Source organism: Acutalibacter caecimuris, assembly GCF_034335085.1.
In the GTDB taxonomy this organism is placed as follows: domain Bacteria; phylum Bacillota; class Clostridia; order Oscillospirales; family Acutalibacteraceae; genus Acutalibacter; species Acutalibacter caecimuris.
In genome coordinates this window covers 47,636-59,842 of record NZ_JAWXXJ010000002.1, presented here as the reverse complement: position 1 = coordinate 59,842, position 12,207 = coordinate 47,636, and the positions used below count along the sequence as shown (strand labels likewise).

The 12,207-nt window shown below is 56.4% G+C and carries 10 protein-coding genes and 1 pseudogene; 5 read left to right on the top strand and 6 right to left on the bottom strand.

Features of this window, described 5'->3' with window-relative positions; translation table 11 throughout:
* Window positions 1–67: 67 nt before the first annotated feature.
* From U8U01_RS01605 to U8U01_RS01595, 3 genes and pseudogenes are all read right to left on the bottom strand, one after another.
* A complete protein-coding gene (locus U8U01_RS01605) occupies window positions 68–622 on the bottom strand; it encodes an SIS domain-containing protein (RefSeq protein WP_322169852.1) in 555 nt (184 codons plus the stop codon).
* A gap of 162 nt (window positions 623–784) precedes the next feature.
* Window positions 785–1,702: pseudogene (locus tag U8U01_RS01600) on the bottom strand (ribokinase); the annotation flags it as partial.
* Between the two features lie 307 nt (window positions 1,703–2,009).
* Entirely contained in the window at window positions 2,010–3,047 is a 1,038-nt protein-coding gene (locus tag U8U01_RS01595; protein WP_322169370.1) for a LacI family DNA-binding transcriptional regulator, read from the bottom strand.
* 196 nt (window positions 3,048–3,243) lie between these two features.
* Here U8U01_RS01595 and U8U01_RS01590 point away from each other — a divergent pair, with 196 nt between their 5' ends.
* On the top strand, window positions 3,244–4,368 hold the full coding sequence (locus U8U01_RS01590; RefSeq protein ID WP_322169367.1) for a glycoside hydrolase family 172 protein: 1,125 nt from the start codon (window positions 3,244–3,246) through the stop codon (window positions 4,366–4,368).
* Between the two features lie 87 nt (window positions 4,369–4,455).
* On the opposite strand, the gene U8U01_RS01585 is transcribed toward U8U01_RS01590, so the two are convergent.
* The 3 genes from U8U01_RS01585 to U8U01_RS01575 are packed head-to-tail and all read right to left on the bottom strand — an operon-like array spanning window position 4,456 to window position 8,046.
* A complete protein-coding gene (locus tag U8U01_RS01585) occupies window positions 4,456–5,751 on the bottom strand; it encodes an LlaJI family restriction endonuclease (protein WP_322169365.1) in 1,296 nt (431 codons plus the stop codon).
* A 14-nt stretch (window positions 5,752–5,765) separates the two neighbouring features.
* Window positions 5,766–7,745, bottom strand: a complete 1,980-nt coding sequence (locus tag U8U01_RS01580; protein ID WP_322169362.1) for an AAA family ATPase — start codon at window positions 7,743–7,745, stop codon at window positions 5,766–5,768.
* Window positions 7,746–7,797: 52 nt separating this feature from the next.
* Window positions 7,798–8,046, bottom strand: coding sequence for a helix-turn-helix domain-containing protein (locus U8U01_RS01575; RefSeq protein WP_322169359.1), 249 nt, complete (start codon window positions 8,044–8,046; stop codon window positions 7,798–7,800).
* A 249-nt stretch (window positions 8,047–8,295) separates the two neighbouring features.
* Between U8U01_RS01575 and vanR the strand changes: the two genes are divergently transcribed.
* The 4 genes from vanR to U8U01_RS01555 all read left to right on the top strand — a co-directional run bounded on the left by vanR (window position 8,296) and on the right by U8U01_RS01555 (window position 12,135).
* On the top strand, window positions 8,296–8,988 hold the full coding sequence (gene vanR, locus U8U01_RS01570) for a VanR-ABDEGLN family response regulator transcription factor (protein WP_322169849.1): 693 nt from the start codon (window positions 8,296–8,298) through the stop codon (window positions 8,986–8,988).
* A complete protein-coding gene (locus U8U01_RS01565; RefSeq protein WP_322169356.1) occupies window positions 8,978–10,120 on the top strand; it encodes a sensor histidine kinase in 1,143 nt (380 codons plus the stop codon). Before vanR ends, U8U01_RS01565 begins: the two co-directional genes overlap by 11 nt.
* Before the next feature lie 289 nt (window positions 10,121–10,409).
* The gene (locus U8U01_RS01560; RefSeq protein ID WP_437124377.1) at window positions 10,410–11,204 is read left to right on the top strand and encodes a M15 family metallopeptidase; all 795 of its coding nucleotides are present in this window, start codon (window positions 10,410–10,412) and stop codon (window positions 11,202–11,204) included.
* A 328-nt stretch (window positions 11,205–11,532) separates the two neighbouring features.
* Window positions 11,533–12,135 (top strand): hypothetical protein, encoded by a 603-nt coding sequence (locus tag U8U01_RS01555; RefSeq protein WP_322169353.1) that lies wholly within the window; start codon window positions 11,533–11,535, stop codon window positions 12,133–12,135.
* The last annotated feature ends 72 nt before the right edge of the window (window positions 12,136–12,207 follow it).

Below are 12,207 nucleotides of genomic sequence, written 5' to 3'. Positions count from 1 at the left end.
CTATCCATGCCAAACCAGGCCGTCCCCCTGGTTTCCAGTATTCCCATTTTTCTGCCCGCTAAGCGTTTCAGCGCTCGTTGTCCCGCAGGGCGCCCAGGGCCCCGCCCGGGTGCCAGCGCACATATTCCCGTGGGGTCAGCCCACGCTGGGCCTGCAAAATCAGGCTCAGCCCCTGCAGCGCCAGCATTTCCGCCAGTACCGAGTTCCGCGGGGCCCGGTTCAAGGGCCCGCCCTCCTGCTCCACCCCGGCGAAAATATGGGCGTCGGCCCTTTCCGCCAGCCAGCTTTCCGGGTTGCCGGAAACCCCAATCACCTTGCAGCCGTTGTTCTGTATGGCCGCCACGGTAGATTTCATCTCTGCCGTTTCGCCGCTGTTGGAGATGCAGATGACCACATCCCCCGGCACCAGTTGCCCGCAGGAGCCATGCACCGCCTCTGTCCCGTGGAGGAAATAGGTGGGCGTGCCGGTAGAGCTCAGCAGCGACGCCATGTAGTTGGCCACATGGGAGGGCTTGCCGATGCCCGTAATGTGCACCCGCCCGCCCTTTGCCTGGGCGTCCCATATCACCCCGGCGGCGGCCTCATAGCCCGCCACATCCATGCCGGCTATAAAGCGCTCCAGTTCCCGGCCGGCCAGTTCCTTGCCCCGTTCCAGGGCCTTGGCCGCAGTTTCGCCGATGCGCCCGGTCCGCCCGCCGCCCAGCCCGGCCAGCAGGCCCCGGTCTATCCGGGTATCCCCCAGCCGGTCCAGCAGTTCCCGCACCTCGCCCAGCCAGGGCAGCCCAGGCTGGGCCCCCATGCGGGACACGGTCAGGGAGGCCGCGCAGTTGGCCAGCCCCAGGGCCGTCTGATGGTCCGCCCCCGCGCATACCGCGGTGCAGAAGGCCCCCACAAAGCTGTCCCCGGCCGCCGTAGGGTCTACGGCCTGTATGGCGTCCACGCAGGGGCTGTAGAGGATCTCCCCCCCGCCCGAAACCGCCGCGCCCCCGCTGCCCAAGGTAACCACCACGTTCCGGGCCCCCTTGCGGTGCAGCGTTTCCACGGCCCGGCCCAGGGCCTCCCGGTCCAGCACCCCGTCCGCCTTCACCTTTATGCCGGTCAGGCTTTCCAGTTCGTGCTCATTGGGTGAGATATAGGCCAGCCTGCCCAAAAGTTCGTCCGGCACTGCTGCGGCCGGGGCCGGGTTCAGCATCACCGGCACCCCGGCGGCAGCGGCATAGGCCGCCACCAGCCCGTTCACCTCGGCGGGTATCTCATGCTGCAGCAGCACCATGTCGTACATCCCTATGCAGTCTTGCAAAAAGGCCACGTCCGCAGGCCCTATGGCCATGTTGGCGCCGGGTATCACCACAATACGGTTCCGGCTTTTGCCGTTCCCGTCCGTTTCCAAAAGCACATTGCCAATGGCCGAGGGCTGGGCCCTGTCCACCGCCACATGGCTGATGTCCACCCCCGCCTCCCGGGCCGAGGCCACCAGCCGGCGGCCGAAGTCGTCGTCCCCCACCTTGCCCACCATGTCCACCTGGGCCCCCAGCCTGGCAGCCTGGATGGCCTGGTTGGCCCCCTTGCCGCCGGGGGCCGTGGAGAAGGTGCGCCCCAAAATGGTTTCCCCCGAGCCGGGCAGCTCCCGTACGGAAACAATCAAGTCCATCACAAAGCTGCCAACCACCAGCAGCCGGGGCCTTTTCTCAATTTTATGCATCTGCGTGTCAACCTCCTTGTGGCGCCGCCACACCCGCCCCGGCAGTCCCGGCACAGGGGGCATTTTGCCATTGGCCTGCTACCTGCCTGTTATCTGCCCAATACCTGCCCGATAACCGCCTGGCACCCGTTTATGATATCGATGTCATATTTGTGCAAAAAATAAAATGACTTTCGTTGCCTGTAGTATAAGTCATTTCATTTTGTTTGTCAATACTTTTGCGAAACTTTTTGAAAAAAATTATTTTTTAGGAGATTCTGCCTAGACTTCACTCCAGAACCAGCACCATTGCTATATGATATCGGTGCTATTTCTTGATTTTTGCCGCCGAGTCCCTGGCCACCAGTACCGGCTCCAGGGCAATGGCCTTTTTGTAGTCCCTCTTCCCCTCAATCCGCTCCAGCAGCAACTGCGCGGCGTTGCTCCCCAACTGGAACTGCATCATATCCACCGAAGAAAGCATGGGCACCGAGCAGCAGCAAAAGTCCGTATTGTCTAGGGAAACCACCGATACATCCCTGGGTATCCGCAGCCCCCTCTCCCGGCAGACGTTCATACAGCCAAAGGCCATCAGGTCGTTGCAGGCCACCACCGCCGTAAAAGCCCGTTCTTTCTTCAAAAACCCCCGGAAAGCCTCCTCGCCCCCGGCCCGGGTAAAGTCCCCCACCACGGCCATTTCCGGGTCAAACTCCAGCCCGTTGTCCTCCAGCGCCTGCCGGAAACCGGCCAGCCGTTCCCTGCCTGCCAGTTCCTGGGGCGTCCCCCCCAAAAACACAATCTCCCTGTGCCCCAGCCGTATCAACTCTGCCGCCGCAATATATACGGCCTTAATCTGGTCCACATACACACAATCTAGTCCCTCGGCGCCGCCCTCATACAGGGCGGTCAACACTGCCGGCACCGGCGCGTGCCGCACCGCCTGCACCAGCCCAGGGTAAAAGTCAAAAGACCCCAAAATAATGCCGTCCACTATCCGCTCCCGCAGCACCTCCACAAAGCCCATCTCCCTGGTCTTGCTGTGCTCGCTGTGCACCAGCACCATGTAGTAGCCGTGCCTTTCCAGCACCCGGTTGGCCCCTTCAATCATGGAGAAATAGTAGGGGTTATACATATCCGGTATGCAGAACATCACCTTTTTGGTACGCTTGTTCTTAAGGGCTTTGGCCGCCTGTACCGGGGCATAGTCCAGCCGCTGGGCGGCCTGCTGGATGATCTCCCTGGCCTTTTCGCTGCAATAGCCTTTCCCGCTCAGGGCCCTGGCCACGGTAGAGGGTGAAAAGCCGGTTTCCTGCGCGATGTCATAAATTGTACTCACTGTGACACTTCCCATTTCTTCAGGTTTCACACTGGTCTGTGATAATCGCTTTTCATTCTAACCCATTACAGACCAAAAGGCAAGGGGCCGCACCGCATTTGGATATTATGCATAATGTGAAGGATGCTTTGCTGGGATATTTCATAATTTTTAATTTGGGTATTGACAGGGAAGTTCAGGTATGGTACTATGCCAGTATAGAATATATGGCACCGATGTCATATTTGTGAAACTAAAACTTCAGGAAGGTGTAGTATTGCATATGGAATTTAACGGCATTGTAAACGGCATGAGCGACCTGACGCGGCTCTCCCACGCAAAAACCCGCTCCATTAGCCCCGAAAACCTTACCGGCGCCCCCGGCGCAGGCGGTATGTGTGAGCTGGAGGACGGCAACGCCCGGGCGGCTGCCAGGGATTTGGGCAAAGGTTGGAAGGTAAACCCCTACGTCCATATCCAACCCGGCGAAACCTTTGAGATGGCCAGTATCGACGGCCCTGGTGTCATCCAGCATATCTGGATGACACCTACCGGCCTGTGGCGGGATGTGATCCTCCGCTTTTACTGGGACGGCCAGGAGAACCCCTCGGTAGAGTGCCCGGTGGGCGACTTTTTCGCCTCTACCTGGAACCACTATGCCCAGCTCTCCTCCCTGGCTGTGTGCGTCAACCCCGGCAGCGCCTTTAACTGCTACTGGCAGATGCCCTTTTGCAAGCACTGCCGCATTACGCTGGAGAATATCGGTACCGACCCGGTGACTTATTACTACCAGGTAGACTATGCCCTGACAGACATACCGGCGGATTGCGCCTATTTCCACGCCCAGTTCCGCCGCACCAACCCCCTGCCCTACAAGGAGGTATACACCCTGCTGGACGGCGTAAAGGGCCGTGGGCACTATGTGGGTACCTACATGGCCTGGGGCACCAACAACAATGGCTGGTGGGGCGAGGGCGAGATCAAGTTCTATATGGACAAGGACACGGAATACCCCACTATTTGCGGCACCGGTACCGAGGACTACTTCTGTGGTTCTTACGATTTTGAGGACCCCTTTACCCATGACAAATATGTGCCCTTCACCACGCCTTATGCGGGCCTGCACCACGTAATTACCCCCGACACCCTGTACCGCAGCCAGTTCCGTTTCGGGATGTACCGCTGGCATATCACCGACCCCATCCGCTTTGAGGACAACTTGCGGGTGACCATCCAGGCGCTGGGCTGGCGCAGCGGCGGCCGGTACCTCCCCCTACAGGAAGACCTGGCCTCTGTTTCCTACTGGTACCAGACCCTACCCACCGCGCCCTTCCCCACCCTGCCGGACAGGGACTACCTGGAAGTGATCTGACCACAACCGGCCTCCTATTCCTATATAATGCGCCCCGCCTTCCTGTCAGGAGGCGGGGCACCTGTTTGGGGCTATAATAAACTGCCGCTATACGCACGGGGGTGGGACAGCGCCCTTGCTTAGAACCGTTTCAATGCAGTCTGCCAAAGCCAGTTTCCCCTTTACCGGGTTGCCGGTGTAATGGTACATCAAATATCTGGTATCGACCACAATGCCCTGGATGCGTTCATAGTATTTTGTATTGGTGCGCCAATCCCCCACTGCCTCCCCAATATTCCCCATAACAGACGTAAACCCAAAGGGGTTTTGGGCCATATTGTACGGCATGATGAACGCGTTAAACAGGGCGCCCGCGTCTATGCCCTTATATTTTTCCAGATACTCCCCATAGGTGATCTGCTTACTGATGGAAGAGCCGTTTGGCAAATGGTCCGGTATGCCGGTCCAGCCATATTTGTAGCATTTTGCGTCCAGGATGTAATACTTCCCGTTGCAGATCATGACCGTATCTGGCATCAGCGGGCGTTTTTCCTTGTATTTACCCTGGCCAAGCAGCCAGCGGGAGCGGGGGAAATACTGCTCTTTACCCTTCTCGCCGAAAGCCCTGTCCACCAGCTTTTCCCATACATAATCAAACGCGTCCGTACCGAAGTAAAGGTGCCTGTCCGGTGCACCCTCATCCATGAATTGCAGCATATCCTTCATAGCCTGGAACAGGGCCCGCTTCCTGTCATCATTCGTACTGCCCAGCTTGGCTTGTAGGATGGCAATGGAGGTCTTTGTATCCGGGTGCGGCCCTGGCCGTTCCGGCATAAAGGCCGCGTAGAGCCAGCCCAGTTTCTTAAAGGCCTCATACACGCAAAACCGGTTGATCCGCGTGATCTGTTTGGCGTCATTTGGCCTGGCAGCCCTTACGGTAAACCGGGTATAGAGGAAGGAACTGACCCCATCCTTTTGCTGTACCAGGGGCACCTGGCCCCGCACTGTCTTGGGCCAGTCTATTTTCCCTGTAGCGCCGGCCTTATAGGTGGGTTCGGTTTCCACATAATACCGGCCGCCCATGGAAAGGTAGTATTCTATCACAGCTATGTAGGCATGGATGGGGAACTCTACGGCCTGGGGCGTGGCACGCCCACGGGCTGCCAGCAGCCGTTCTTCTTTGGCCGTAAACTCTGTCAGCAGCTGTATCAGGTGCCTGATATCGCCCCTGATCTCCCCCTCCGTATCCGGCAGCCGGTAGCCAATGGGGAAATAGGCCATTGCGTGGCCTTCGTCCGCCCGGATGCCCACAAACCGGTCGCCCTCCTCGTTGGTATTTACATGGCAATACTGCCGGATCGAATCGTCTGCCGTAGCACTACGGGATGCCGTGCCCAACTCCATATAAAACCACCGCCTTACCCCTTAGGGTTTATCAATGCGTCCCTGATGTCCTCCTTAAAGACAGCAAACCGTTCTATCCCCTCCGCGTACATAAAGGCGCGGATCACCTGCTCCAGGCTCTGGTAGGCGTCTGTTTCAAAAACCGCCTCCCGGTCGAACTTAAAGGCGTCGTCCCACAGGTACTTGATCACCTTTTCCGGGAACCGGCGGTTCTGTTTCATCGCCTTCCTGATACCGGCTATCATACCCTCTTCCACAGGGTTGAGGGCCCCCGCCCGCTCGTTTTCGCATAGGGCCTCATACGCCCCATGGGACAGGTTGCCCATGCCCGGATCAAACTGCAAGTCCCTTAACTGGACAAAGTGCACACCCAGCCGCTTATCCTCCGCAGAGGCCATTCTGACATGGTTGCCCAGGATGATCTTGTTCATCTCGGTACAGAACACCTGCCATGTAATGCCGGTGTCAAGGATGGCTGCCTGTGCCAGCTTTCTATCTACGTGCGCAAAGCTGTTTTCTATCAAATGCATATCCCATCTGCGCTGGAAAGCGGTATCCAGGGTAAAAACGTTCTGGTCCGAGGTGTTCATGGTGCCGATTATAGACAGGTTGGAGGGGATGCGCACCTTATGCGTTTCATCTCTGTAAACCTCCCACGCCATACCGGCATGGGTGATGCCATACTCGCTGGTGCCGGCAGGGTACCCGTCATCGTCCGTACCCCCGTCCTCGGTTTTCCTGTCCAGCAGTTGGAACACCTCGCCGAAAATAGCGGGGGCATTGCCGCGGTTAATTTCCTCTATCACAAGGATGTATTCCTCTTGCGGGTGCGTGTAGGCCTCTTTCAGGATATTGGTAAAGGGCCCGGCGGTGAACGCATAGCTCACCTGGCCGTTGGGGGATACTTTTGGCAAAATCTGGCCGATAAAGTCAGAGTAGGTGTAATCCGGGTGGAATACCAGCCGCTCTACATGGGCCCCTTTGCGGCAGTATTCATGCTCGATCGTCCAGCTTTTACCGGCCCCCGGCACGCCGTAAAGCAGTACGTTCGTCCCATTACCCTTCCGTGGGGCTTGGTCCAAGCCTACTTCTGCCGGGCTTTCATCCTGCCCGGTTCCCGTTCCCCCTGCCTCTCCCCTTTCAAATTCCTCCAGTTCAAACAGGGACTTTTTCGACGCCAGGAAACCAAGGTAATCCCCTGTAACAAAGATATCCGGGTTGCTCTCAAACGCAAAAACCTTCCGCGCCACTTCCGGGATGGCGTCCGGGTGCAGCTTGATGGAATCCCTGTCGATTATCAGCGTGGGCAACTGTTTCAGCGCCTGGATCAGCCGGTTATCGAATTTTGTGCGGTACTGCTCAAAGGCCGCGTTTGCGTCGGGCTCTTCCCTTAACAACCTGATCAGCAGCAGCGTTTCCAAAAAGTCTGCAAACACCTCTGTGGTGGCGACCAGGTACCGGTACTCTGCCATACTGATGGCGTAATGCCCGGTTGCCCGCCCTAATTCCAGCAAAATCTTGTACAGCAGCATAACCGGGTACAACCGGTACTTTTGCCTTACCCCGGCATGGCCCTCGTCAACCGCGGAACTGATATACATCTTTTCGATCTGCCTTTGGATAATATCCTCGTACAGGCCCTTTTTCTCAAATTCGCCGCCGCAGCGGCCATAGGCCTCCTCAAAGGTTTCTGTAATAACCGCCTCTTCATAGGTAGCGCTGGTCATGGTGATCAGCCCGAAAAACGCTGCCACCCGCAACGCCCTGTAGTTGTTTGAGATCTCCACATCCGGCTTGCTGCGGTTGATCTCCCCCACCTTCTTCCCTATAAAGCCCTGTAAGTTTTCCCCCCGCCTTTCTTCTTGGAACTCCTTTAGGAAAGAAACCAGGTAACAGATATTGTCAAAGGCCGTGGGCTGTTTGACCAAATACCAGCACTCATAATCCCTTGCCCTTTCCAATGCCTCCAGCTTGTTTTGCAAAACCGGGTTCATCTTTGCACCTCCTGCTCTATTCTGCTAAATACTTTACGGTGAAATAGGGGGGTTAGGATGGGGGGGAAAGCAGTTCCCCATACCCCAGCTCCAGCACGCCTGCCAGGGCTACCAGTTCAATATCCGTTACAAACCGCTGGCCGGACTCGATCCGCTGGACCGCGTTTTTGTCCAGGGAAAGCCCATACAGTTGAAGTCGGCCGGCCAGTTCCCTTTGGGAGATATGCATCTGCTTACGTGCTGCCGCTACGTTCCGGCCGCAGAGGTTATTTTTCCCGTCAGAAGCTTTGTTGATAAACATCCCATCACCTTTTTTGACATTTAGTTCTTGTCAACACATCCATTATATGCTATACTTGCCCTATAAGTGACAAGCAGTCCATGTCAACGCGGTTTTTTATGGAGCATTGGGATAGGTAGCCTGTGTCATAACAGCAACCGGCGGGGCAGAAAATTAAGAAAGCCTTAACATTTTCTCAAAGAAAAGGCATGGTTTCCGGCAGCCTATTCTGCTAAAATGAAGGTAGTTATGGGGAAGGAGCTGAGTATTTTGCCGGAGAAAATCCTGGTTGTAGACGACGAAATTGAAATTGCCGACCTGGTGGAGCTATACCTTACCAACGAAAACTACGAGGTGTACAAGTTCTACACAGCGGCAGACGCCCTCTCCTGCATCGGATCCACAGAACTGGACTTAGCCATACTGGACGTGATGCTGCCAGGCACCAGCGGCTTTGCCATTTGCCAAAAGATACGGGAACAGCACCACTACCCGGTCATTATGCTGACAGCCAAAGTGGAGGAAACCGACAAGATCACCGGCCTGGCTTTGGGGGCGGACGACTACATCACCAAGCCCTTCCGGCCGCTGGAAATGGTGGCGCGGGTCAAGGCCCAGCTACGCCGGTACAAGCGCTACAACCCCGCCCTGGCAGACGCCGGGGAGCAGGGTACGTTGGAGTATGCCAGCCTTTTTATGAACAGTAAGACCCATGAATGCCTGCTAGACGAAAAACCCCTGCCCCTTACCCCCACGGAGTTTTCCATCCTGCGCATTTTGCTGGAAAACAAGGGGCAGGTGGTCAGTGCCGAAATGATGTTCCACCAAATTTGGCAAGACGAATACTATACAAAATCCAACAACACCATTACGGTGCACATCCGGCACCTGCGGGAAAAGCTGGGGGACAGGGCCGGGTACATCAAAACCGTTTGGGGAGTGGGGTATAAAATTGAAAAATAGAGTTGCCAAGACCGTCCAGTTCCTTATGCTGCTGACCGCCGGGTTCGCCGCCTGTTCGGCCCTCTATTTTCTGGTGGACAATGGGCTGGACGGAGTGTTTGTCCGTTGGTTTGAAGAAACTTTCCTTATCGTAGGGTCTCATTATTACCCGAACGAGAACTGGGTGGAGTATTTTACAGAAATAGACTGGGTACGCCTAAAGCCCGCCGCGCTGGGAGGATTTATTATTGTCACCCTCTTCTGGCTGGGGGTTGTCTTTATTGCCTCACAGCTTGCCGCCAAGCGCCGGGAAAAGCGCAGCATCACGGATATCAGCCAGCGCCTGCGGGCCTATATGAACGGCAACGCCGACGCTATGGAGGTGTTCACAAAAGAGCAGGCTGAGATCTCCGCCCAAATGTCGGATATCAAATCCGCCCTGCTGCAAAACGAGCGCAGGCTCCAGGAGGAAACCACCCGGAAAAACGACCTGATTGCCTACCTGGCCCATGACCTTAAAACCCCCCTGACCTCTGTTGTGGGCTACCTGAGCCTATTGGACGAGGCCCCGGATATGCCGACGGAACAGCGGGCCAAGTATACCCGCATCACTCTGGACAAGGCGTACCGCTTGGAAAAGATGATCAACGAGTTTTTTGACATCACCCGGTACAACCTGCAACAGATGGTGGTACAGAAAGAACCCATTGACCTATATTATATGCTGGTACAACTGGCGGATGAAATGCTGCCAATCCTGGAGAAACACGGCAACACCACCGTATTATCCGCGGATGAAAGCCTGGTGATTCCCGGCGACCCGGACAAGCTGGCCAGGGTATTCCAGAACGTGCTGAAGAATGCGGCTGCTTACAGTTACCCGGACACAGAGATCCTGATTGCCGCATGGGAACAGGCAGGGGTTGCCACCGTTACCTTTACCAACCAGGGCCGGGCCATCCCCCAGGAAAAACTGGCGGCTATCTTTGAGAAATTTACCCGCCTAGACGAGGCCCGCACCTCCGGCACAGGCGGGGCCGGGCTGGGGCTGGCCATTGCCAAAGAGATCGTCACCCTACATGGGGGCACGATCTCCGCCACCAGCCAGGACAGTACCGTGACCTTTACCATCACCCTGCCTACCCATTCCTAAGAAGGTTAGGGCTTGTTTGAAAAATCGGAAACGCCGTCTTTTTTGCCATAAGAGGCCACTTTCTACGTCGAAAGTCCTCGTCAATCGCGAGATTGCCTTGCGGTTTTCTCCTTGAAATTGTCCCCTTCTGGCCAAAAATTCGTCATTTCCTCTATTTTCAAACAAGCCCTAGCCGAATATTAGGATTTTCTTAGGAAAGAAGCAATCTTCTATTAAAAAACCGGGCGTTCCCATCTGGTATGATAATACCAATGGGAACGCTGATTATTTTGCTTAGGAGGTTTGACTTATGACAGAGAAAATAATGGGACGCAGGCGGAGGTACCAGCAGCGGCATAGAAGGAACATCCTGGCACCTTGGATTGTGGGGCTAGCCTGCATGGCTGTACTGTTTTCCCTTTTGGCTTTGGGCTACATGGGCTACGCACGGAAACTGGCGCCTCAAGGGAACTCCCAGGAGGGCCTACCCCGCTTAACGCTTGGACAGACGAGCGGAGAGGCGCCAACTGATCAACAGCAAACGCCCGCCCAAACCGTTTACGAGGACGGCACGGACTGGAACCTGCGTCTGGTCAACCGCTGGAACCCCATCCCGGAGGGATACACGGTAAACCTCAAGGAACTGCCCGGCGGGGAGGAGGTGGACGAGCGCATCTACGGCCCGCTGATGGAAATGCTGGAGGCTGCCAAAGAGGGCAACTGGGATGAAACACCCCGGATCATCTCCGGCTACCGCAGCCAGGAAACCCAGCAAAGGCTTTATGAGGAAGAAATCAGCAAATATATGGCAGAGGGGTACCCGGAGGAAGAGGCCAAGGCGGAGGCCGGCAAGTGGGTAGCTCTTCCGGGCACCAGCGAGCACCAGCTTGGCCTGGCGGTAGACGTGGAGGGGGCCACTTACGACGTGTTCCTCTGGCTACAGGAGAACAGCTACAAGTATGGGTTCATCTTCCGCTATCCCGGCAGCAAGACAGACCTCACCGGCACAGTGGAGGAGGTATGGCACTACCGCTACGTGGGTGTGGAGGCCGCTACGGCGATGTTTGAACAGGGGCTCTGCCTGGAAGAGTATGTGGCGGAATAAAAGGGGAAAACAACCCTTGCCTTTTCCCCCTGTCCTCTGCTATAATAGACAAAAATCGGAAGGGAGCAATTTATTATGGAAAAGCAATTCCCCCGCACCCAAGTCGAAACGGTTTCCCTGTCCCGTATGCTCATCGGGACAAACTGGCTTTTGGGCTGGAGCCATACCAGTGTTTCGGCCGACGAGATGATCAAACGGCGGTATGACAGCGCGGAGGCCTTTAAGCCCATTTTGGAAACCTATCTGCGCCACGGGGTAGACAGCATTATGGCTCCCTTTGGCCTTTCCCTGGAACTGACCAGGGCCGTGAAAAAAAACCGAACAGCATATGGGGCGGGAGATCATCATGATCGACACCCCCACCCTGGACGTGACAGATTCCGCCCAGGCCCGGCGGGCCTCGGAACGGATGGTGCGCGATTCCGCCAAGCGCGGGGCAAAGCTTTGCCTGATCCATCACTCTGCTGCCGAGCAACTGGTTAACAAAAACCTGGGGCAGATCCTCCGGCTGGACGACTACACCCGCATGATACGGGACGCGGGCATGGTGCCCGGCCTCTCTGCCCATATGCCGGAGTTGGTGGTCTATTCCGACCAAAACGGTTACGATGTGGGCACCTATATCCAAATCTTCAACTGCATGGGCTTCTTAATGCAGGTAGAGATCGAAACCGTGGCCTCCATCATCCATAACGCCCAAAAGCCGGTGATGACCATTAAGCCTATGGCCGCGGGGCGCTGCTCCCCTTATGTGGGGCTCACCTTCTCCTGGAATGCCATCCGCCCCCAGGATATGGTCACGGTAGGCGCGTTCTCCCCTGACGAGGCGGAGGAGGACATCGAGATCTCTTTGGCAGCCATTGAGCACCGGTTCCCCGATCTGGAGAAACGCAGCAGTCCCAATCAGGCGCAGGCCGCTTTTGGCAAATAGAAGGGCGCAAGCCCGGTTTTGGCCACACCATTGCCGTTCAAAAAAACAAAAAGGAGGCCCCTTTACGGAAGC

What these genes read in the sequence shown, in the direction of transcription:
- U8U01_RS01555 (WP_322169353.1), top strand. Translation starts at nt 11,533, where the DNA reads ATGGGGCGGGAGATCATCATGATCGACACCCCCACCCTGGACGTGACA.
- U8U01_RS01585 (WP_322169365.1), bottom strand. Translation starts at nt 5,751, where the DNA reads ATGGAGTTGGGCACGGCATCCCGTAGTGCTACGGCAGACGATTCGATC.
- U8U01_RS01580 (WP_322169362.1), bottom strand. Translation starts at nt 7,745, where the DNA reads ATGAACCCGGTTTTGCAAAACAAGCTGGAGGCATTGGAAAGGGCAAGG.
- U8U01_RS01575 (WP_322169359.1), bottom strand. Translation starts at nt 8,046, where the DNA reads ATGTTTATCAACAAAGCTTCTGACGGGAAAAATAACCTCTGCGGCCGG.
- U8U01_RS01560 (WP_437124377.1), top strand. Translation starts at nt 10,410, where the DNA reads ATGACAGAGAAAATAATGGGACGCAGGCGGAGGTACCAGCAGCGGCAT.